The organism is Chryseobacterium salipaludis (assembly GCF_022968825.1).
GTDB lineage: Bacteria > Bacteroidota > Bacteroidia > Flavobacteriales > Weeksellaceae > Kaistella > Kaistella salipaludis.
Genome location: NZ_JALHKS010000001.1, coordinates 211,089 through 233,060, shown reverse-complemented (window position 1 = coordinate 233,060; position 21,972 = coordinate 211,089). Strand labels below are relative to the sequence as shown.

The 21,972-nt window shown below is 43.9% G+C and carries 15 protein-coding genes, 1 tRNA gene and 1 pseudogene; 10 read left to right on the top strand and 7 right to left on the bottom strand.

The window, feature by feature from the left end; genetic code table 11:
• The first annotated feature begins 65 nt into the window (after positions 1 to 65).
• The 3 genes from MVI27_RS01005 (at position 66) to gcvP (ending at position 4,461) form a co-directional block, all read left to right on the top strand.
• Positions 66 to 515, top strand: coding sequence for an SRPBCC domain-containing protein (locus MVI27_RS01005; RefSeq protein ID WP_246958801.1), 450 nt, complete (start codon positions 66 to 68; stop codon positions 513 to 515).
• 124 nt (positions 516 to 639) lie between these two features.
• Positions 640 to 1,293 (top strand): J domain-containing protein, encoded by a 654-nt coding sequence (locus MVI27_RS01000; RefSeq protein WP_246958800.1) that lies wholly within the window; start codon positions 640 to 642, stop codon positions 1,291 to 1,293.
• A 306-nt stretch (positions 1,294 to 1,599) separates the two neighbouring features.
• The gene (gcvP, locus tag MVI27_RS00995) at positions 1,600 to 4,461 is read left to right on the top strand and encodes an aminomethyl-transferring glycine dehydrogenase (RefSeq protein ID WP_246958798.1); all 2,862 of its coding nucleotides are present in this window, start codon (positions 1,600 to 1,602) and stop codon (positions 4,459 to 4,461) included.
• A gap of 56 nt (positions 4,462 to 4,517) precedes the next feature.
• On the opposite strand, the gene MVI27_RS00990 is transcribed toward gcvP, so the two are convergent.
• Positions 4,518 to 5,441: a T9SS type A sorting domain-containing protein gene (locus MVI27_RS00990; RefSeq protein WP_246958797.1), complete on the bottom strand. Its 924-nt coding sequence runs from the start codon at positions 5,439 to 5,441 to the stop codon at positions 4,518 to 4,520.
• Between the two features lie 218 nt (positions 5,442 to 5,659).
• Between MVI27_RS00990 and dgt the strand changes: the two are divergent.
• The 3 genes and pseudogenes from dgt to MVI27_RS00975 all read left to right on the top strand — a co-directional run bounded on the left by dgt (position 5,660) and on the right by MVI27_RS00975 (position 8,817).
• Positions 5,660 to 7,011, top strand: a pseudogene (gene dgt / locus MVI27_RS00985) (dGTP triphosphohydrolase).
• Positions 7,012 to 7,060: 49 nt separating this feature from the next.
• On the top strand, positions 7,061 to 7,996 hold the full coding sequence (locus MVI27_RS00980) for an SPFH domain-containing protein (RefSeq protein WP_246958794.1): 936 nt from the start codon (positions 7,061 to 7,063) through the stop codon (positions 7,994 to 7,996).
• 140 nt (positions 7,997 to 8,136) lie between these two features.
• Entirely contained in the window at positions 8,137 to 8,817 is a 681-nt protein-coding gene (locus MVI27_RS00975) for a hypothetical protein (protein WP_246958793.1), read from the top strand.
• Between the two features lie 15 nt (positions 8,818 to 8,832).
• Here the strand turns inward: MVI27_RS00975 and MVI27_RS00970 are convergent, their stop codons facing one another.
• Both MVI27_RS00970 and MVI27_RS00965 read right to left on the bottom strand, forming a co-directional pair.
• The gene (locus tag MVI27_RS00970) at positions 8,833 to 9,162 is read right to left on the bottom strand and encodes an Mpo1-like protein (protein ID WP_246958792.1); all 330 of its coding nucleotides are present in this window, start codon (positions 9,160 to 9,162) and stop codon (positions 8,833 to 8,835) included.
• On the bottom strand, positions 9,163 to 10,845 hold the full coding sequence (locus MVI27_RS00965) for an APC family permease (protein WP_246958791.1): 1,683 nt from the start codon (positions 10,843 to 10,845) through the stop codon (positions 9,163 to 9,165).
• Between the two features lie 192 nt (positions 10,846 to 11,037).
• On the opposite strand from MVI27_RS00965, the gene MVI27_RS00960 reads away from it, so the two are divergent.
• From MVI27_RS00960 to MVI27_RS00945, 4 genes are all read left to right on the top strand, one after another.
• Positions 11,038 to 14,511 (top strand): T9SS type B sorting domain-containing protein, encoded by a 3,474-nt coding sequence (locus tag MVI27_RS00960; RefSeq protein WP_246958790.1) that lies wholly within the window; start codon positions 11,038 to 11,040, stop codon positions 14,509 to 14,511.
• A gap of 115 nt (positions 14,512 to 14,626) precedes the next feature.
• Entirely contained in the window at positions 14,627 to 17,590 is a 2,964-nt protein-coding gene (locus tag MVI27_RS00955) for a tetratricopeptide repeat protein (protein ID WP_246958789.1), read from the top strand.
• Positions 17,591 to 17,650: 60 nt separating this feature from the next.
• Positions 17,651 to 19,417 carry a TonB-dependent receptor gene (locus tag MVI27_RS00950; protein WP_246958788.1) on the top strand — a complete coding sequence of 589 codons (1,767 nt, stop codon included), beginning with the start codon at positions 17,651 to 17,653 and terminating at the stop codon, positions 19,415 to 19,417.
• A gap of 57 nt (positions 19,418 to 19,474) precedes the next feature.
• A tRNA-Arg gene (locus MVI27_RS00945) sits at positions 19,475 to 19,548 on the top strand.
• 199 nt (positions 19,549 to 19,747) lie between these two features.
• On the opposite strand, the gene MVI27_RS00940 is transcribed toward MVI27_RS00945, so the two are convergent.
• The 4 genes from MVI27_RS00940 to MVI27_RS00925 form a co-directional block, all read right to left on the bottom strand.
• Complete coding sequence (locus MVI27_RS00940) at positions 19,748 to 20,176, bottom strand: MarR family winged helix-turn-helix transcriptional regulator (protein ID WP_246958787.1); 429 nt, start codon at positions 20,174 to 20,176, stop codon at positions 19,748 to 19,750.
• A 27-nt stretch (positions 20,177 to 20,203) separates the two neighbouring features.
• Positions 20,204 to 20,836, bottom strand: a complete 633-nt coding sequence (locus MVI27_RS00935; RefSeq protein WP_246958785.1) for an NAD(P)H-dependent oxidoreductase — start codon at positions 20,834 to 20,836, stop codon at positions 20,204 to 20,206.
• A 140-nt stretch (positions 20,837 to 20,976) separates the two neighbouring features.
• Entirely contained in the window at positions 20,977 to 21,630 is a 654-nt protein-coding gene (gene fsa / locus MVI27_RS00930; RefSeq protein ID WP_246958784.1) for a fructose-6-phosphate aldolase, read from the bottom strand.
• Positions 21,631 to 21,717: 87 nt separating this feature from the next.
• Positions 21,718 to 21,972, bottom strand: coding sequence for an acyl carrier protein (locus MVI27_RS00925; protein ID WP_246958783.1), 255 nt, complete (start codon positions 21,970 to 21,972; stop codon positions 21,718 to 21,720).

Here is a 21,972-nt window from a genome sequence, read left to right as displayed (position 1 = left end):
AACCTAAGATTATTCTAAAACTACCATTGGCAACGTGTTTGTTGAAGTTGGTTTAAAGTTTATACATGGAAACACTGGAATTTAAAATCCGAATAGCAACGAGCGCCGAGGAACTCTGGAAACTGCTATGGTCACCGGAAACCTACCGGCAATGGACACAGTACATCGGAAAGATTACCAAAATTGAAAGCGACTGGAAACTGGGCGGAACCACTCTTTTTTTAGATGATGAAAACAACGGCCTTTTTTCCACCATTGAGCAGATGCAGGAACCGAAAGAAGTAATTTTTCAGCATTTAGGAACCTATAAGAACGGCGTGGTCGACATTAAAAGCCAGCCGGTAATGGAGTGGAGCGGAATTGAAGAAAAATATTTTCTGCGAGAAATAGAACCGCGCCTCACCGAACTTCGGATTGTGGTTCATACCTACCAGATTTATGATGAACGTATCATGGATGGGTTTAATAAAGGCCTGGAACTGCTGAAGCAAATTGCCGAGTCTGAACAAATCTGACCTTGCTCCGGTTTGCAAACTGTAATTTTTTTACCTTCGTTTTTTTAACAAGAGATTAATGCGCAAATTTGTAATCAAATTCCGGTGATCCTAAATCATCCGAGCTGCCGGCCTTTTTTCCTGAATGAAGAATTATTATTATTTTCTCGGTATTCCTGAAAATGCTTCTGCTGAAGAAGTAAAAAAGGCTTATCGTAAACTCTCTCTGAAATACCATCCCGATAAAAATCCCGGGGACGAATTTTTTGAAGACCGGTTCCGGGAAGCGCAGGAAGCCTATGAAATGCTGAATGACACCGATAAGCGGAGAATTTATGATGAAAACTTAGCCCACGAACAACGCAGTTACCGTCCGGCTTTGCCACCGGTGATCAAATCATTTACAGTGAATAAAATCCGGGTACAAAAAGGCGAGGAAGTGATTATTACCTGGCAGACCCAAAATGCAGATGTCGTAAAAGTGCTGCCTTTTGGCCTCGAAAAAGGATATGGCGAGCGGGTCATCAGGATTACTGAATTCAAAGATGGGAAATTTCAGCTGCTGCTGCATGCAACAAACACGCTGCTGAATAAAACGGTGGTGCAGGGAATCACGATCACAGAAGTTTTTGAAAATAAAACCGAACAGTTCAAAAGCGAAGTGGAAGAAATGTTTCGTCCGGAACGTCCGTCTTACACCAATCCATCCGGCATGCCCAGAGTTTTACAAATGACCCTCGGAATTTTTATGGTCATTGTGTTGCTCATTATTGCCTGGAAGTTCTTCACTTCTGCTTAAAGAATTATTCCATCTTCAGCCGGCCCGGGCATTTCTTGCACCGTTTGCCTTTCTTAAATTTTTTACAGCATTTCTTTTTGCCGCACATCATTTCTTTGGACCAGGAAACCGCCGGCGCGAGCGGTTGTATTTTGAAGGGGATAATCTGCAAATTCATGGTGCAAATATAAAGGTTATTTAGACTAAGTCAAAATAAAAAAGAAATGATTTTCAGCATCTTTAGTGCTGCCATATTGCATTGTATCTTCTCTGAATTAGTTGTATTTTTACGAACCTTTTCCAAGCAGAAAAATCTAGTAAAATTATATGAATACTACTCAGTTTGTTAACCGTCACATTTCGCTGAACGAAGCCGACACACAGGCGATGCTGGACCGCACAGGCGTTTCCGGAATGGAAGAATTAATCTCACAAACCATTCCCGATTCCATTCGCCTGCAACAGGATCTGGACATTACACCTGCTTTATCCGAGCACGAAATGCTGGCACATTCCAAAGACCTTGCTTCCCAAAATAAGATGTTTGACAATTACATTGGTTTTGGGTACCATAATACCATCCTGCCAAGTGTCATCCAGCGCAATATCCTGGAAAATCCTTCCTGGTACACCGCATACACACCTTATCAGGCAGAAATCGCACAAGGCAGACTGGAAGCGCTGCTTAACTTCCAAACCGTTGTTGCCAATCTGACTGGTTTTGAACTGGCCAATGCCTCTTTGCTTGATGAATCTACTGCCGCTGCTGAAGCGATGCACATGTTCTTTGAAAGCCGCAGCCGTGACCAGAAAAAAGCGGGTGCCAATAAATTTTTAATTTCAGACCTGGTGTTGCCCCAGACTGTTGCGGTACTGCAGACAAAAGCGGAAGGATTGGGAATTGAAATTGTTGTCGCCGATCACGCAACTGTATCTACGTCCGAAGGATTTTTCGGCGTATTGTTGCAGTATCCGGGTAAAAATGGGATTATCATCGACTACACGGAGGCGATTGCAGAATATAAAAACAATGATCTGCAGGTAGCGGTTGCCTGTGACCCGATGGCTTTGGTGAAATTGAAATCACCGGCTGATATGGGGGCAGACTGTGCCGTTGGAACGACCCAGCGTTTCGGCATTCCGATGGGCTATGGTGGTCCGCATGCTGCTTTCTTTACTTGTAAATCCAGCTATAAAAGAGATATTCCCGGCAGAATCATCGGCGTGTCTCAGGATATGTACGGGAAACGCGCGCTGAGAATGGCGCTCCAAACTCGTGAACAGCATATCAAACGTGAAAAAGCAACTTCAAACATTTGCACGGCACAGGTATTATTGGCTGTAATGGCCGGTATGTATGCCGTATATCACGGTCCGCAGGGACTGGATTTCATTGCGTCACAAATTCACTATAAAGCGGTAGCACTTCGTAACGGGCTTCAGCAGTTAGGATATGAGATTGCCGATGAACCGATCTTCGATACCGTTAAATTTACGCTCCCGGAAGCAGATAAAGCAAAACTGAAAGAATTGCTGGAAGAAAAGCGAATTAATCTGAATTATTTCTCCGAAGACATTGTCAGCATTTCGTTAAACGAAGCTTCTACGCAGGAAAAAGTTCAGCAGTTGTTTAACGCATTAGCAGCATTTAAGAATAAAGAAAGTTTCGAACTGGATTTCCGCGAGGAGCTTCAGATTCCGGAAGAAAACCTTCGTACTGATGCGATTCTTCAGGAAGAGGTGTTTAATAAATACCACACAGAAACTGAGCTGATGCGCTACATCAAAAGGCTGGAGCGCAAAGATTTATCGCTCACGCATTCCATGATTTCTTTGGGCTCGTGCACCATGAAGCTGAATGCAGCCACCGAAATGTTACCGCTTTCCTGGGCAGAGTGGGGCAGTGTGCATCCATTTGTGCCGGTGGAGCAGGCGCAGGGTTATCAGAAACTGATTAAAGAACTGGAAAAGGACTTGGCTGAAATTACCGGTTTTGCGGGAACTTCCTTGCAGCCCAATTCCGGGGCGCAGGGTGAATATGCCGGCCTGATGGTTATTCGCGAGTACCACAAATCCCGTGGGGAAGCACATCGTAATATTGTGTTGATTCCGCAGTCGGCGCACGGCACTAACCCGGCTTCTGCAGTGATTGCCGGCATGAAGGTGGTCGTGGTGAAAAACCTGGAAAACGGTGAAATCGATTTCGAGGATCTGAAAGCGAAAGCAGAACAGCACAGTGAAAATCTAGGTGCGGTGATGATTACTTATCCTTCTACTTACGGTTTCTTCGATGATAATATTAAAGAAATTACCGCGCTGATTCACGAGCATGGCGGACAGATTTACATGGACGGTGCCAACATGAATGCACAGGTTGGATTTACCTCTCCGGGAAATATCGGCGCCGATGTTTGTCACCTGAATCTCCATAAAACCTTTGCGATACCCCATGGTGGCGGTGGTCCCGGTGTAGGGCCGATCTGCGTGGCAGAACACCTGGTGCCTTTCCTGCCGGCAAATCCAAACATTGAAACCGGCGGTTCGGAAGCCATTAAAGCGATCTCAGGAGCGCCTTACGGTTCTTCTTTGGTACTAAATATTTCCTATGCTTATATTAAGATGCTCGGAACCGACGGATTGAAGAAGGCTACGGAACACGCAATCCTCAATGCCAATTACCTGAAAGAAGTATTGTCTGAGCATTTCCCGATTTTGTATGCAAATGCAAACGGCCGTGTCGCACACGAATGTATCGTGGATTTCCGGCAGTTCAAATCTCTGGGGATTGAAGTGGCAGATGTCGCCAAGCGTTTGATGGACTACGGATATCACGCGCCAACTGTGAGCTTCCCGGTAGCCGGTACGCTGATGATCGAGCCAACTGAATCCGAAAGCAAGGAGGAAATCGACCGTTTCGCGGAAGCTTTGATTTCTATTAAAAGAGAAATTGATGAAATCGCAGAAGGCGGCGCTGATCTTGGGAACAATGTGCTAAAGAACGCACCGCACACAGAACAGCTGGTGATTTCAGATAATTGGGATAAACCATATTCCCGTGAAAAAGCGGCCTATCCGCTGGAATGGGTACGTGAGCGCAAATTCTTTGCCTCGGTTTCCCGTGTGGATGAAGCGTACGGTGACAGAAACTTGATCTGTACCTGTGCTCCGATTGAAAGTTATATGAACTAATCGTTCGTACTACAAATAGAAAACGGCCGCTCTTTTCGAGCGGCCGTTTTTTAATATTATTTTTTGATGAATTTTGTCTGGTAAGATCGGTTCTTATCTGTTTTGGCTATGATGATATACATTCCTTTTGCAAAAGCTGAAACATCTACCGTGTCTGCGCCTGCAACCTTATGCAGCAACTGACCGGCAGTATTGTAGACCGCGATTTCCACGGCTTTTTCATTCGCAGGGAAAGTCAGATGAAGTGTCTTTTCGACCGGGTTCGGATATACCGTTATCTTAGCAGAAGTCAGGTCATGAACGGCCAGCGGCTGGCTGTTGATTTTAATATTATCATAATAAGCATCGCCACCATAATTGTTATGCAATAAAGTAAAGCCTATCAAATCAAAAGTACTGGTATTTGGTGCTTCCAGGACTTGCGTTCCATTCAGCAGATAAATGAGTTTATCAGCGGTAAAGCGCACTTCCATAGTGTACCATTGGTTTGGCTGCCATGTAACATCATCCATACGAACATATCCGTCAAAATTAGGTTCCGTGTAAAAATACATTTTCCCTTCATTCTGAAATCCGACCGCCGTCATAATGTCAAACGTTTCTTCCTGCTCGTTGATCGCATAGACAGCAAATTCGTAATCTGCGCCGTCTTGCTCGGGTGACAGAAAATCATACGAAATGGTGGTGTTTCTGTGATCGAGTGGTTGCGGAAAAGTTTTTTCAGCGCCAATAATAGGAACCCATTGTGGGCCGGTTCCATCCAGATATGCATTTTTAAAAGAATAGTTTCCGTCTTTCGATTTCTCGTTTGTGATGATCTGATTGGTGATAAAACCATCGCTGCTTTCAGTAACGGTCCAGCCGTTTTGGCCGTTGAGGTCCCCTAAAGCATACCCTTCCGATGTTTCAAATGAGATAGTTTGCTGTGACCAGGCCATCGTCGAACACATTGTTAAAATAAAAAAGTACTTTTTCTTCATTAAAATTAAATTTTGCCAATAATACCGATAAATTAGAGCAGAACCAATTGTGAGGGAGGTTTTAACATTTGTTTTTTGAGTAAGCAGCAGCGTTTCCCACTAAAGTATTGCCATGTTTTAAAAAGAAGTTTTAATCCGATAGTTCTGATTATTAATGTATTTAAGTATAAAATAAATTAAAAACTTCTTCATCTTAAATCCCGTATTTTTGACGTGCTATGGATTTAAATAAATCATTTACCACCGTCGTACCGGTACCGATTCGGCCACCCGGGTGTCACGCACCGATTTTCAGCGGGATTTTGACCGGATTATTTTCTCCTCTGCTTTCCGGCGCATGCAAAATAAGACCCAGGTATTTCCGCTGCCCGGCAGTGTCTTTGTGCACAACCGGCTTACACATTCCCTGGAAGTAGCTTCAGTCGGTCGCAGTCTCGGCACACTGGCCGGTGAATTTGTTGTAGAAAATTACGGCCAGGATATTTCTGCAGACGCCGCGGAGTTTTACCGCCACCAGTTGCATAATGTAATTGCCGCCGCCTGCCTTTGCCACGATGTGGGTAATCCCGCGTTTGGCCACAGCGGAGAAGATGCCATCGCCAGCTACTTCGAAAGGAATGAATCCCAGTTTCAACATAAGTTTAATGAAAAACAATGGGCAGATTTAATTAACTTCGAAGGGAATGCCAACGCCATCCGTGTACTGACACATCAGCAAACCGGAAAAGACGATGGTGGCACGCAGCTGACTTTTACCACCTTGGCCGCGATTGCCAAATATCCCTGTGAAGCGGTGGCGCGTGATAAATCCAGACTGCACCGCAAGAAATTTGGTTTCTTTCAGGATCAGAAAAATACCTTTCTGCACATTGCCGCCGAAACAGGCTTACAACAGGAAAGTACCGAGCCCGTTATTTTCCGGCGTCATCCGTTTGTGTGGCTCGTGGAAGCGGCAGATGATATTTGCTATAATATCATTGATATGGAAGATGCGCACCGGCTGGGCATTGTGCATTCCAAAGATTGTGAAAATCTTTTTACAGATCTGATCTGTGCGGTGAATCCCGCGGAAGAAAAAAAGATTACCGATAAGTTGGCCGTGATCCGCAATGCCAATGAAAGGGTTTCCTATTTGCGCGCCAAGGTGATCAATGCGCTCATTAACAAAAGCATTCACCTCTACTGCAGTAACTTTGAAACGATTGTTGCGGGTAATTTAACCGAAGGTTTGCTGGATATATTTAAAAAAGAAAGTGAGGCGCTTGCGGAGATTGAGCGTTTTTCCTTTGATAAAATTTACAATCACCGGGCCGTAGTGGAAATCGAAAATGCGGGTTATAATGTAATGTACGAACTCCTGGATCATTTCGTTCCTGCTGTGCTCGAAGATCAGAAGAAATCATATCATAAAATGGCGCTGAAGTTATTGCCGGAGCAGTTCCGCTATGAACAGGGAAGCGACTACCAGAAAGTGCTTGGCGTACTGGATTACGTGTCGGGGATGACGGATAATTTTGCCACCGATTTATATCGTAAAATAAAAGGAATTGATATTGGAATGACCATGTAAATCCAGTATCTTTAGCAGAAATATATTTAAAATTTTAAACAATCATTATATGGCATTTCTTGGATTTATAGTATTTTTCGGACTGGTAGTCCTTTTTGCATCGTTTTTCACGGTGAAGCAGGCAACGGCTGCGGTGGTGGAACGGCTGGGTAAATTTTTAGTTGTGCGTCATCCCGGGCTTCATCTTAAAATTCCTTTTATTGATCAGGTTGCCAAGCGCGTGAATTTGCGGATTCAGCAACTCGATGTCATCATTGATACCAAAACGCTGGACAATGTATTTGTGCGAATGAAAGTATCTGTGCAGTATCAGGTCATTAAGGGCCAGGTGGCAGATTCCTTTTATCAGTTGGAGAATCCCGAAAATCAGATTACTTCTTATGTTTTCGACGTCGTGCGCGCAGAGGTTCCGAAATTAAAACTCGACGACGTTTTTGTGCGCAAAGATGATGTGGCCATCGCGGTGAAAAGCGAATTACAGGACGCGATGCAGAGTTATGGCTATGATATCATCAAAGCACTCGTAACCGATATTGATCCGGATGAGCAGGTGAAGCACGCCATGAACCGCATCAACGCTGCGGAACGCGAAAAAACCGCTGCTGAATATGAATCCGAAGCACAGAAAATCCGGATTGTTGCCGTGGCAAAAGCAGAGGCTGAATCCAAGAAATTGCAGGGGCAGGGGATTGCAGACCAGCGCCGGGAGATCGCCAAAGGTCTTGAGGAATCGGTGAAAATGCTGAATGCTGCAGATATCAATGCGCAGGAAGCTTCCGCTCTGATCGTGGTGACACAGCATTATGATACGCTGCAGGCTATTGGAGGGAATAACCGCAGCAACCTTGTCTTACTGCCAAACTCGCCAAGTTCTGCCAGCACCTTGCTAAACGATCTAATGGTTTCCATGGCAGCCACCCAGAAAATGGATGATCTGCAGAATAATAAACTGGGCAATGATGATCAGCGACGTGACCGGAACTAAAATTTTTACTTTTTTAAAATATATTATTGGCAATTTCGAAAAGAGGTTGCCATTTTTAATTAATTAAAATTAGTTTAGAATGTAAAAATAATATAGTTCCCATATTCATTTTTAACTTACTTTTGGCGAAATTTATTTAAATGAAAAAACTTAATTATTTAATGCTGTTATCCGTTTTGTGGATGACTGTTTCCTGTGCGGTTAAAGTGCCGATGAACGAAGATTATTTACAGAAACCCGGCAAGGTGGGGATTTTTGTGAATGTAACTGAGCCCCAGAAATACCGGGAAGGTTCCCAAGGGTTGCTGGACTTGGCAGTAACCTCCGGCGATAAGTACCAGACGTTGCTCGATTATGTGAAGGGACAGATTAATCCAAAACAGGATCTGATTACCTTATATGTGCAGGCAATGCGTGATCGTGGACAGGAAGTGGTGGTTATCGACGAAGAATTTGATGCAAAAAATGCAAGCAAATTTAAAGGTGAAAAAGCAGAAGGTAAAAAGTACAGTACTTATGACCTTGGATACCTGAAAAACAAATATAATGTAGATAATGTTATTTTTGTGAATATGAACTGGGGGATTATGGTAAGCTATTACAGCATGATTGAAACTGGTCGTGCAGCTTTTGCCTATATCGACACCAAGGTGGTAAACCTGGATGACCAGTCGCTCTACTATTCGAACCCCGAAGCGCAGTCAATTGTCATTAAAGGAAAATGGAATACGCCGCCTGCATACGAAAATGCTGCCGGAAAAATTCGTGAAGCGGTTGATAAAACCATCGAAGCGGAACGAAAAACTTTTATGAAAAAATAGAAACAAACCCGGACCTTACGCCGGGTTTTTTTGTGACCGGAAATGTTGTTTGCGGCTCAGCAATTCCCAGAACATCCGGAAATCTGCCATAACTTCCGGGAAGAAGTAACGCATCATCACAGGCTTATTTCCTTCGAACATGAAATGTGAAAGCCATTGTAGCCCAAAACCCAGGATGGGAATATACCACAGGAACTTAGTTTTGCCGGTAAGCAGCACATAAATCACCGCGGTCAAAATTACAAGCGTGCCCGCGAAATGCATCATCCGCGTGCCGGCGTGCTGATGCTGTGTCAGGTAAAAACGATAAAATTCGTCGAAGGTTTTAAAATTCTTTGTCATCATTTATTCTGCAGTTTGCTCCGCCCGCAATTTGCTGTGACGGTAGCCATATACAAAATAAATCACCAAACCAATTCCAAACCAAACCGCAAAATAAAACCAGTTATCATGCGTCATCCCCGTTAAAAGGTATAGGCAGGAACTAAGCCCCAGCAAAGGAATCAGGGAAAGGTTTCTGATCAGCGTGACAATGCACAGAATAATATTAATGATGATAAAAAAGAAAATTGAAATCCGGAATTCACCTTCGTTCGGGTCCTTCCAATCCATCAGATTGGCGAAAAATTCCGGCTGCCAGAAGTAGAAAAAGATCAGTCCGCCCAGGAAAATAACCGGAAATGCAAACCTGGAGCTGATGTAGGGAAGATGGAATCTGCCCGGCAGTTTTTGCTTGGCCGGCAGCAGCAAAACTCCTCCGCAAACCAGTACAAAGGCAAAGATCGTCCCGATACTGGTAAAATCCAGAATAAAGCTTTTGTCGGTGAAAAAGATCGGAATTCCTACTACGATTCCCGTAATGATGGTAGCGAAAGAAGGTGTTTTATATTTCGGGTGAATGGTGAGGAACTTCTTCGGCATCAGACCGTCACGGCTCATAGCGTACCAGATTCTCGGCTGGCCCATCTGGAACACTAAAAGTACAGTCGTAATTGCGACGATGGCACCAAGTGAAACCACCAGTTCCATCCAGGCAATATTGGCATTGGTTTTTTCAAAGATGAATGCCAGTGGGTCGCCCACGCCGTCAAAGCGCCGGTAATCCACCATACCGGTCAGCACGAGCGTCAGAATAATATAAATTACGGTACAAAGAATAAGCGAGATAATCATTCCGCGTGGCAGATTGCGTTGCGGATTTTTGGTTTCTTCGGACAGAACACTGAGTGCATCAAAGCCAATATAGGCAAAGAACACCCCGGAAACGGCACTCATTACGCCGGCAAAACCATTGGGCATCAAAGAAGGTTCGCCGGTCACTGTACTTACCGGCAGCCAGTTATCCGTATCCACAAAAGCCATCCCTACGGCGATGACGAGCAGGATAATAAACAGCTTTAAGATGACAAACAGGTTATTGAAATTCTTTGATTCGCGCACGCCGATGTACACCAGCCAGGTAATTAACCCGTTAATCACGAGCGCCGGCAGATCAAAAATCACACGCAGATTGCCGAGCATTGGTGCATTTTTCCAGGCGCTCAGCAATTCGCGGTTTTGCGAACCGGCCAGCATGGCTTTCCTGGCTTCCGTGTAACTGCAGGTCAGATAATCCGGAATGTGCACGCCAATTCTCCCCATAAAACTGGTAAAATAATCCGACCACGAAAACGCTACATATATATTCCCAAAAGAATATTCCATAATCAGCGCCCAACCGATGATCCAGGCCATTAATTCCCCAAAACTGGCATAGGCATACGTGTACGCAGAACCTGCCGTGGGAATACGGCTGGCGAATTCCGCGTAGCATAAGGCCGTAAAACCACAGGCGATCCCGCAGATGATATAGAGCACAATTACGCCCGGTCCGCCACGAAAAACAGCTTCACCCAGCGAGGAAAAACTTCCGGCCCCGATAATCGCCGCAATCCCGAAAAAAACAATATCCCACATTCCCAGGGCACGCACCAGGCCGGAAGAATGGCCACTTTCACTGTATTGTTTTCGTCGGAAGAGCTGATTCATAAAATTCAAGATTTACACAAATGTAAAAGAAAATTCGGAAAAAGTGTATTAATAAAAGCTTTTATGCCGTTAGGTCTACAGGTTCATTTGAAAAGAAACAATACTTTTAAACAAAAAAAGACGGTGTATCGGTTTTTACAGCTTTATTTATTTTTATTTATTTCAACGATTTACGGGCAGAATATTTCCATATTGAACGCAAATGATGGAAGTGTTTTATCGTCGCCACAATTGTTTTGTAACGGTGAAACCTTTCATGTAAAAGTGAACGCAACGGCGACTTCTACCGGGGATTATGCGATGACCAGCCTTTCATCTTTCAACATTAGTAACCGTTCCAACCCGGTTCCTTTTAAAAATAAAATAGGAGAAGACCATTTCAGCGAATCTGTACCAATTCCGTTTACCTTCAGTTATTTTGGGAAAAGTTATTCACATTTGGTCGTTGGTTCAAATGGCCGGCTGGTCTTCGGTGAGCAAAGTGAATTGTCTCTATTACAGAATAATATTTATGCAGATCAGGTACATAGTGGAAATCTGGGGCAATCAAACCAGTATAAAATTCCGTCTATTGAATATAATAAAGTAAATACCTTGGACCCGGCACAGAGTTTAAATCTTGCTCACATTTTTGCCGGTTTTACGGAGTTAAAATATAACAGTGATTCTATTTATGATAAAATAACTTATGGTGACACCAACTATGAAGGCAAGACTGCTTTAATCGTAAGTTTTACCAATATAAACGAAAGGTTAGTCGGTGGAGGATATACAAGCCCGTTAAGCAACCAGATTGTGTTGCTAGAAGACGGGCGAATCATTATTAAAGTTATTAAATCCAGCAGTAATAGCAATGCGATTCTTGGCCTGCAAAACTCAGATGCCACCAAAGGGCGCTGGCCCATAAATAACGAACTCAGTTCTCCGTATAATAACGGTACTTTTACCTCCGGTTCTGAAGCGTGGTTGTTCACTCCTAAGCAACAACTCACTCCACAGGTAAAATGGTTACGCAACAATGTCGAAATACCTGGTGCAACCTCAGCTGCACTCCCCAGCTTCGAGCCACTGGATGGTGATCAGCTTAAAGTGCAGGTTACCTATGCGGAAGATCCGAGCGTCGTACAAACTGGTGAAGTTGTTTTTCACAAATTGCAAAAGCCAGCAATCCAGATTCAAAATCAAACCTGCGGCAGTGTTACACTGGAAACACCAGCCATCACCGGGATGACCTATACATGGTATAAAGCCGGCGATGCCAACCCGTTTTCTTCCACTTCGAATAAAGTTACGGTGACTGCGAACGGAAATTATTTTGTCCGGGTTGGTAAAACTAACAGCAGTTGCTATGTGGAGTCTGACGCTGAAACCGTTACGCTGGCCAGTGATTTTCCGCCTCTCAATCCATCATCTTATCACCTCTGCGCAACCTCTGGCGAAAGCCAGCGACTAATTAATCTTATTGACTACTATCCCACAAATCCGGCGCAGTACAAGGTGGAGTTTTTTGAAGGAAATGCCCTGATTCAAAATCCCGAGGAGTATCTTCTTGTCGCAAATCAACCGGCTCAGCTAACTGTGAGAGTAACCTCACAAAACGTAGCAAACTGCACCCAGGACTTTCCTTTAAAAGTGGTTTTGCTAAGCACGCCCGCAGATGGTGAGGTTGTCTTATCGAATAATATTTGTATTGGCACGCCTACTTATAGCCTAAGTAGTTTTGAAAGCAGATATAATGAGCTGAATTTTAGTTTCCTGTATTCAATTGATAATGGAAACACGTTTTCAGCGCTGCAGCAAATTGATTTAGCGGCTCATGATCAGGTGTTGGTGAAAATCCAACATCCTGATGTAACCTGTGAATCTGTTTTTACTCTAAAGTTTAACTACCACCCTGAAGTAGAGGTGCGTCCATATACGGAGTTTCCGCCGCATTGCAGGAGTGACGATGAATATTTTGATTTAGAAATAACAGAGCGGGAACTGACATACGGTCCGGATATTCTGGTGACGTTCTATAGAGATACAGCTATGACGGATCAGATATTTGATCTGCAGTACAGAGGCAAAGGAAAAGTTTACGTAAAAATAGAAAATACGGCGACGGGATGTCTTGCGCAGGATCCACCGATACTTAATTTAGTGGTTTACAATCCTCCAAAACTTATTAAGCAAACACCGGAGCAGAAGTTTTCTGCATGCGGCCAGCGAACCTTTGACTTAACGACTGATATTCACGATTATATTGGCAGTTTTCCATACCAAACGATTACAAAGTATTTTGACGAAAACGGTATTGAATTAGATGAAGCCGAGTGGAAAAATTATAATCCCGACTTGCGCGGACAGCCTTACATGCAGTTTATTTATAATACCACTAATAATCTTACTGGTTGTTCAGATATCATTCAGTTTGATCTGAAGTATCAAGAAATTCCCGTCGCGCAAATTTCCTCCATCATAATTTGCGGTCAGACCTCTTATGCACTGTCTGATTTTAAATCTAAAGCCATCTCAACCCCTGAAGATTTTATTTTCACCGATGAAAACGGCAATGAGTTATCGGGTGATTTTTCTGTCTCGATTCTCCCGTTTGACTTGAAGTTTTATATGGAAAATAGAGCGACAGGATGTAAAAGCACGTTGCAAACTGTTACCTTCGAAAATGGAAGCCTTACGCCTGTTCTAAACCATGATTTAAAATATCCGCTTTGTGATGCTGACAGTGACGGCTTCACAGAATTTGATTTAAAAACACTGCATTTTGAAATAAGTTCTGCTCAAAGTGCAACGTTTCGGTACTACAAGGATTCTTCACTGACTCAGCCGATTCCCTCTGTTTATACCAATGAAACCGCATTTTTCCAGATCATTTATATTCAGGTTGAAGAACCAGGATTTTGTCCGGTGGTAATTCCGGTAAATTTAATTGTCAACACGCCCACCACCCTCAATCTCTCCGGCAATCTTAATATCTGCTATGGCGAAACTCTTTGGCTTCAGGTGCCGAACGACTCCGATTTCAATGAAATCAGATGGCTTGCGCCGAATGGCGATCTGCTCACATCCGGTGATTCGCTCACTTTGTCTTATGCTGACATTGACTTTGGGTATGAATATAAAGTGGTAGCCATCAATGAAAACGGTTGTGTCACTGAATATCCGTTCACACCTTCGGATCGTAACCAGCCGAAGATAACCGCCATTAAACAAAGCAATACGTCCATCGAAGTGACTGCCGAAGGCGGCACCCAGCCGTACACTTACTATTTTAATGGTAAGCCGCAGAACTCCCATGTCCTCCTTAATCCGGAACCGATCAGCTACGAAATCCAGGTAAAATCTGCAGCTGGCTGTTTCGGTCCGCCGAAAACCGTTTATTTTATTAAAATTAATAACGCCTTCACACCCAACGCCGACGGTAAAAATGATGTCTGGAAAATCGATTATCTCGACCGTATGAATGATGTAAAGTTAACCATCACCGACCGGTTTGGAAATGTAATGTATCAGGCTGATTCCGGAGCAGATGCGGCCTGGAACGGAACCGCCGCCGGACAGGCGGTGCCCACCGGTACTTATTGGTATTTAGTATCCTGGACGGACCCTGTTACCCGCACTTCCGAGCAGCGCCAGGGCTGGATTCTTCTCAAAAATCAGCGGTAACCGCCGCGCGCCGCCGCGTTGCTCAGGCAATAACTTTTCTGTATTTTCGTTTCTTTAAAATTATGGCGCTGCCAGCACTTTGGTGTGGCAGCGCTCACAATTAAATCAGGAGTACATGAAGTCACAAAAAGTTTTAGCTGCCGCCGCGTTCCTGCTCATGGGCTGGTCCCAGGCTCAGCAGTCTGCTTTCTACAGCGACCGTGAAAATTACCGTTTCCGGCTGGCTGAAAATTTATATGAACAAAAAATATATGGTGCTGCGCAGCATGAATATGCGCGTCAGTATTTTTATAACCGCCATCTCACGGCCTCCAAAGCAGAAGCCGCTCGCTTTTTTGACAACGTAATCGGTGTCATCCTGCGCCGCAACCATGCAGAGCAGGGCTTGGATGCTTTTATCAGAGAGTATCCGAACTCCGCTTATTTCGCACAGGCCAATCTGCCGCTGGCTGATTTTTATTTAGCACAGAAAGATTTTGATAAAGTGCTGGAAACCCTGCAGAAAGTCAATCAGTATCAGCTTTCGCGGGAAGAAAATACACAGTATGTGATGAAACTGGGGTATGCCCGTTTCATGACCGGTGACTCTCAGGGAGCCATTGAAGCGCTTGCTGAAGCCTATGATACCGCCACCGCCACCGACCGCGATGACATCACCTATATGCTCGGCCATTTGTATTACGCCGACGGGCAAAACGACCGTGCCTTTTCGTACTTCGACCAGATAAAAGAAAACGGCAAATACGCCCGCATCGTCAAGCCTTACTATGTGCAGCTGTATTTTAATGATAAAAATTATGACCAGGCCATTTATGAAGGCAATGCGCTTTTAAATGAAAATATTTCGGAGGAATATAAGGCTGAGGTACATAAGATTATTGGCGAAAGTTATTTTATGAAGTCGGATTACAGCTCTGCTTATCCGCATCTCAAAATCTATCTGGACAGTAATTCCAATCCTTCCGAAAGTGATTTGTATGAAATGGGTTTTGTGACGGCGCAGCTTCATAAATATGATGAGGCGGTTTCGTATTACAATCAGCTCATTAACAGCAATTCAGCGACGGCGCAAAACGCGTATTACCAGTTAGGGAATGCCTATCTGGAAGTAGGTAAAAAACAGGAAGCCTTGTCCGCTTTCCGTTCTGCTTATCAGATGACGTATGATGCAAGGGTGCAGCAATTGGCGCACCTGCAATATGCAAAATTGAGTTACGAACTCGGAAACCCGTTCGAATCTGCCTCAACGGTTATTCAGAATTATATTACCAAATATCCCAAGAGTGCCGACACGCCGGCGCTGAAATCTTTATTGGTTAAATCTTATGTTTATTCCGGTGATTACCGCGGAACGCTGGCGGCCATTGATAAAATGCCTGATTCCACACCGGAAACCGACCGTATTGACCAGGAAGTTTCGTTCCTTTTGGGAACGGAAGAGTTTAACAAAGGGAACCTGGACGAAGCTGAAAAATATTTCCTGCGCAGCCTGGAATTTAATATTAATAAAGAATTTAATGCCCGCGCCCGTTACTGGGTTGCCCAAACGTATTACTTAAAAGGGAACTATCCCTCTGCTGTTGTGCGCCTGGAACAACTGAAAACGGCGGAATTCCCCGAGAAGCAACAGCTGAATTATGATTTAGGCTATGCTTATTTTAAATCTAAAAAGTTCGACAAAGCACAGCAGCATTTCCAGGCTTATCTGAACAATCCAAAACCGGAATTTAAAGCAGATGCGGAATTGCGGTTAGCGGATACGTATTATGCTGAAAATAATCTGAATGAAGCGATTGCCATCTATGATAAAACAGACCAGGCGGATGATTATACACTGTTCCAGAAAGCAATGGCACTTGGTTTCAAAGGCGATACCGTTGCCAAAATCGCAGAACTGAAGAAACTGCTGGCACAATATAAAAATTCCGAATATGCGGATGATGCTCAGTTTGAGATCGCAACGGCCTATGCAGCCAATGATGACTTTGCGAGTTCCAATGATTATTTCTCACAGGTGATAAAAACCAGTCCGGATCGTGATCTGGTAGCAAATGCACAGATTTACCGCGCTCAGAATTATATTGACCAAAACCAGGATGCGAAAGCACTTTCAGAATTAAAAGTGCTGGCCAACCAATACCGCAACACGGCCTATGCCGCGAAAGTGGTGCAGGCTGCCAGACCTTTATTTTTGAAGAATAATGATGTGGCAGGCTATCAGGCGTTTGCACAAAGTGTGGGTATCAGCCTGAATGCTTCCGAAATTGATGAGATCAATCTGAATACGGCCCGCAGCCTGTATGCTGCGAAGGATTTTAAGAAAGCCATTCCTTTGTATGAAAAATACCTGACCCAGAATCCGGTAGGAGAGGGCTTGTACCAATCGCAGTATGAACTGGGTGAAAGTTATTACCAAACACAAAATACGGCGAAAGCATTGCTGGTCCTCCAGGAAGTTGCGGCGGTACAAAATGACTATCAGGAAGATGCACAAACCAGACTCGCGCAAATCTACCTGGCACAGAACAATACCCGCGAAGCGCGCAAATATTTGGAGCCGCTGGCTTCTTCGACCAACGTAAACATCCGGAATTTTGCCAATGTGGAGCTGATGAAACTGTACGCGCATGATAAAGATTTCCGCAAGGCCGAGGCGCTGGCTGACCAGGTCTTAAAAAATGCTAAAAACTCTGCCTCGGTGCTGGAGCTGGCAAAAGTAATCAAAGCGCGCAGCCTGATGAACAGCGGCAAGGATAATGACGCCAAAAGCGCCTATGCCGCGCTGGAAAAATCAGCCAATACGGAAGTAGCGGCTGAAGCCTTGTATGCAAAGGCGTTCTATCAGAATAAGGCGAAAGCTTTTAAAACATCCAATGAAACCATCTTTAAACTGGCTAATAATTACGCTTCCGAAGAATATTGGGGCGCGAAAGCTTTGGTACTGATGGTGCGCAACTACATGGGACTGAAAGATAATTATCAGGCGAGTTACACGGCAGATCAGCTGATAGAAAATTATCAGGATTTCCCGGATATCGTAGCCGAAGCACGCGACCTTAAAAAACAAATTAAAAAGTAATCCGTACAAGCTGTGGACTGTCTTCTATAAGACGGTCATAACGCTAAACATACACTTTCCATGAACAAAAGAATTCAGCATATATTTTTACTTGGGCTAATGGTTTCTTCCGCCGCAGCCTTCGGACAGATTAAAGAAGAAAAACTAATCCTGGACCGCAAACGCGAGCCGGAAGTCCGCAAGATTGAAAAGAAAAAAACTTCCGTACCGGCCGAGAAAAATTATCCGCCGGAGGAAAAATCGGCGAACCCGCCTACCTACGATATCACCAATGTTCCCGCTGCTTCTGATTTCCGTACCTCGGTGATTCAGGGCGAAGACATTTCACCAAAATTCGATGCCGAGTATCGCAACAATTACTTTCAGGTCGGCATGGGCAATTACGGAAAAATTCTGGCGGATGGCTTGATTTCCGGTCTACTGGAAAATAATATGGAAGTAGGCGCCGATGTGCATTTGCTCTCCACGAAAGGCCTGAAAAAAGAATATCCCTGGGACTCAAAACAGAACAGCGGAACAGTTGGCGTGTTTCTGAACAGTTTTGGCGAAGTCGGTAAACTGAGCGTGGACGCTAATTATTCGCTGAATGATTATCGCTATTATGGGATTTATGCGCTGGCGCCTTCATCAGATATTGACTTAAAACAGCGAACCAATCAATTTAAAGTCAACGGATATTACGATTTTTATTCCAATGAAATCCTGAACGACGTCCGTGTGAAATCTTCTTTTTTGTCTGACGGGTTTGATGCAAAGGAAAATCAGGCATCAGTAGCGGTGAATTTATCAAAACACGGCGTGGAACTCGGAACCGTTAATTTCTATGTGGATCTGGGCGCGATGCTGGAAACCCAGAAAAGCAATTTCGATATTATGGAGAAACACGCCTCTCAGTTTTTGAATATGACGCTCACGCCGGCCATCACGTTCCGGCTGGATGATTCTTATGTGAAACTGGGCTCGGGCTTTTCGTTTTTAAATTCAACCTACAACGGACTTCTTTTACCTGAACAGGAAAAAACCAACAAAACCTATTGGTTCCCGCAGGCGGAAGCACAGTTTGCCGCGGCAGATGAATTTAAGTTTTATGCCGGCGTTGACGGCGGACTGCACCTGAATTCCTACGGTGAAATGCTTGAGGTAAATGCGTTCCTGTTGTCTGATCAGGACATCCGCCCAACCGAAACAAAATATAAGTTTTATGTGGGACTGCGCGGTGATGTGGATCAGCAAATTAAATATAACTTCCGCGCCGGATACGGGAAAATCAACAATATCCTCTTTTTTGGCGCCAATGATATCTTTAATAAAAATACGGAGGCAGAACGCGCTCCTTATGATTATGCAAATACATTCTCGGCGCTATACGATAACGGTACGGTGAGCGAAGCGAGTGGAAGCGTGCAGTATTTTCCGTTGGCGAATCTGACTTTTGATGCAGAAGTTAACTTCAGAAAATATAAGCTGGATACCTACGATCATATTTATAATGTACCGCTGGTGGATGCCCATATTGGTGCAAAATATCTGCTGTTCGATAAAAAACTGCATTTGGGTGCGCAGGCATTTTTCCGTTCGGACCTGACTATCAATTCCTTCACCGTGACGGAGGATGCGCTGAATCCGCTGCTCTATGCAAGCGAACAAAACACCAATGATAAGGTTTCCGGTTTTGCGGATTTAAATTTATCGGCGGAGTACCAGGTTCACAAAAATTTTAGTATTTTTGCCCACGGTAATAACCTCCTGAACAACCATTATCAGACCTTCAAAGGCTATAAAGTACTTGGCGCACAGGTCTTGGGTGGAGTGAAAATTTCCTTCTAAACCTAAAAAAAAACCGAACTTGTTTTTTAGATAGCAAAAGTTGGTTTAAAAATAAGAGGCTGCGTAGTTCAACTGGATAGAATATCAGATTTCGGCTCTGAGGGTTGGGGGTTCGAATCCCTCCGCGGTCACAAAAAGGATAAATTAGTTTTTATCCTTTTTGTTTTTTATAAACGGCTTGTCAAGGCTGATTTATAATTTTAACATTAGTAAAAGGAATACTCGTCCGAATTTAACAGCAAAAGGGTAAGACAAAAAAGCGTCAAAATTCTAATAAGTTTTGACGCTTTGTATTAAATTAAACTGTGCTTACGTTTCAAAACGGTTGTTTCATTTCTCAATAATCCGCATTAATTTTTGCACGGTTTCTTTCAAGTCCGAAATTTCGTTATCAGATAAATTTAATTTTTCCTGCATTTTTCCCGGGATCAGGCAGGCTTTTTCCTGCAGCGCAATTCCTTTGTCTGTCAGGAACACTTCTACCACGCGTTCATCTTCGCGGCAGCGGTGGCGGATGAGATATGATTTTGCTTCCAGCCGTTTGAGCAGCGGCGTCAGTGTGCCGCTGTCCAGGTGCAGTTTTTCACCAATTTGATTGACGGTAAGCCGTTCGTATTCCCACAGAACCATCATTACCAGATACTGAGAATACGTTATATCAAGTTCTTCCAGAAAAGGCCGGTACATCCCCGTGATTTCTTTTGCCATCAGATAAAACGGAAAACATAATTGCTCGCTCAGTTTTGGTGTTTTGTCCATGAGATGATTGTTTTAATCAGGCAGCAGTTATTTTGCAATAATAAATTCCTCCATCGGAATTCTTACTTTTTTCATGTGCGAAAGATAATCGCGTTCCAAATCGCGATAGCCAAGATAGAGCAAAGTAACGCTTTTCAGACCTAATTCTTTGAGCTCCAGAATTTCGTCGACCACTTCATTGCTGAAACCTTCCGCCGGCGTGCTGTCAATCTTCAATTCAGCTGCCTGTGCCATGGCGAGCCCAAGGGCGATATACGTTTGTCTTGCCGCGTGGGCAAAGTGCTGCTCAGGGGTCTGGCCGTTATACAGTTCTTTCAGCTTATCCGTATAACTTCCGAAGCGGCCGCGCGGTAAATTGCGCTCATCAGTGTGGCGGTCATACACACGGTCAATTTTTTCATCTGAATAATGATCCCAGGCAGCAAACACGAGCACATGAGAACATTCTTTCATCACTTCCGGATTCAGAGCGCCGGCCACCATTTTTTCTTTTAGTTCCTGACTTTCCACAACAATAATCCGAAATGGTTGTAAACCCGAAGAAGTCGGCGCCAGGCGGGCGGCTTCCAATATTTTCTGAACATCTTCTTCAGCTACTTTCTTCGTTGGATCATACGCTTTTACGGCATGGCGCCATTGTAAATTTTCTATTAAAGACATTTTAAATTTTTAAAAGTTAATATCAATACAAAGATAGGCAACAATTAAATTTTTTACAATTTAAAATTTAAATAAGCATCATTGATATAAAAAAACCGCCAGCAAGTGACGGTTTCGAAATATAATTTAAATCAAAAAGGTTATCCCATTTTCTTGGCATCAGCCACGAATTGTTCCAAACCTTTGTCGGTCAGCGGGTGGTTCAGCAGGTTCAAAATAGAAGCCAGCGGAGAGGTTACCACATCTGCCCCAATTTTCGCACAGTTGATAATATGCATAGGAGAACGGATTGACGCTGCCAGAATTTCGGTATCAAATAGATAGTTATCGAAGATTACCCGGATTTCTTCAATCAGATTAATGCCGTCTACCGAGATATCATCCAGTCTTCCCAGGAAAGGCGACACATAGGTTGCACCTGCCTTTGCCGCTAAAAGCGCCTGACCTGCAGAGAAGATCAGGGTACAGTTAGTCTTAATTCCTTTGTCCGAGAAATATTTTAACGCTTTGATTCCGTCTTTAATCATTGGGATTTTCACAACGATATTAGGATGAATAGCGGCCAGTTCTTCGCCCTCTGCAATCATTTCATCATAGGTCGTGCTCAGTACTTCTGCGGAGATATCACCATCCACGATTTCGCAGATTGTTTTATAGTGATTCAGAATAGCCTCTTTTCCGCTGATGCCTTCTTTCGCCATCAGGGAGGGATTGGTGGTTACTCCATCCAGAATTCCCAGGTCCTGTGCTTCACGGATTTGGTCCAGATTCGCTGTGTCAATAAAAAATTTCATATTAAAAATATTTTTTGCAAAGGTACAACTTCGCGCGGAGCCTTCACTTATCAATTCAGGATTTTACCCGCACGGCTTAACGGTTTTTTATTTTGAATTTAATTTTGCTTCTATCACCGCGAGTGCTGATTTCACATCACGCATCGTCTCCATGGATTCATTGTCTATCTCAATGTCGAAAGCTTCCTCCACGTCCAGCACCACGTCCACGAGATTGGCAGAATTGATGTTCAGGTCATTCAGGAAATCGGTATTTTCATTCAGGTTTTCCAGTGCCTGTTCCTCTTTCACATACGGCTTCACAATTTCTTTCAGCTGCAACAGATAATCTTCCCGGCTCAT

Coding starts and splice junctions, on each gene's coding strand:
- MVI27_RS01005 (WP_246958801.1), top strand. CDS start 66: ATGGAAACACTGGAATTTAAAATCCGAATAGCAACGAGCGCCGAGGAA.
- MVI27_RS01000 (WP_246958800.1), top strand. CDS start 640: ATGAAGAATTATTATTATTTTCTCGGTATTCCTGAAAATGCTTCTGCT.
- MVI27_RS00950 (WP_246958788.1), top strand. CDS start 17,651: ATGAACAAAAGAATTCAGCATATATTTTTACTTGGGCTAATGGTTTCT.
- MVI27_RS00955 (WP_246958789.1), top strand. CDS start 14,627: ATGAAGTCACAAAAAGTTTTAGCTGCCGCCGCGTTCCTGCTCATGGGC.
- MVI27_RS00980 (WP_246958794.1), top strand. CDS start 7,061: ATGGCATTTCTTGGATTTATAGTATTTTTCGGACTGGTAGTCCTTTTT.
- MVI27_RS00990 (WP_246958797.1), bottom strand. CDS start 5,441: ATGAAGAAAAAGTACTTTTTTATTTTAACAATGTGTTCGACGATGGCC.
- gcvP (WP_246958798.1), top strand. CDS start 1,600: ATGAATACTACTCAGTTTGTTAACCGTCACATTTCGCTGAACGAAGCC.
- MVI27_RS00975 (WP_246958793.1), top strand. CDS start 8,137: ATGAAAAAACTTAATTATTTAATGCTGTTATCCGTTTTGTGGATGACT.
- MVI27_RS00970 (WP_246958792.1), bottom strand. CDS start 9,162: ATGATGACAAAGAATTTTAAAACCTTCGACGAATTTTATCGTTTTTAC.
- fsa (WP_246958784.1), bottom strand. CDS start 21,630: ATGAAATTTTTTATTGACACAGCGAATCTGGACCAAATCCGTGAAGCA.
- MVI27_RS00935 (WP_246958785.1), bottom strand. CDS start 20,836: ATGTCTTTAATAGAAAATTTACAATGGCGCCATGCCGTAAAAGCGTAT.
- MVI27_RS00925 (WP_246958783.1), bottom strand. CDS start 21,972: ATGAGCCGGGAAGATTATCTGTTGCAGCTGAAAGAAATTGTGAAGCCG.
- MVI27_RS00965 (WP_246958791.1), bottom strand. CDS start 10,845: ATGAATCAGCTCTTCCGACGAAAACAATACAGTGAAAGTGGCCATTCT.
- MVI27_RS00940 (WP_246958787.1), bottom strand. CDS start 20,176: ATGGACAAAACACCAAAACTGAGCGAGCAATTATGTTTTCCGTTTTAT.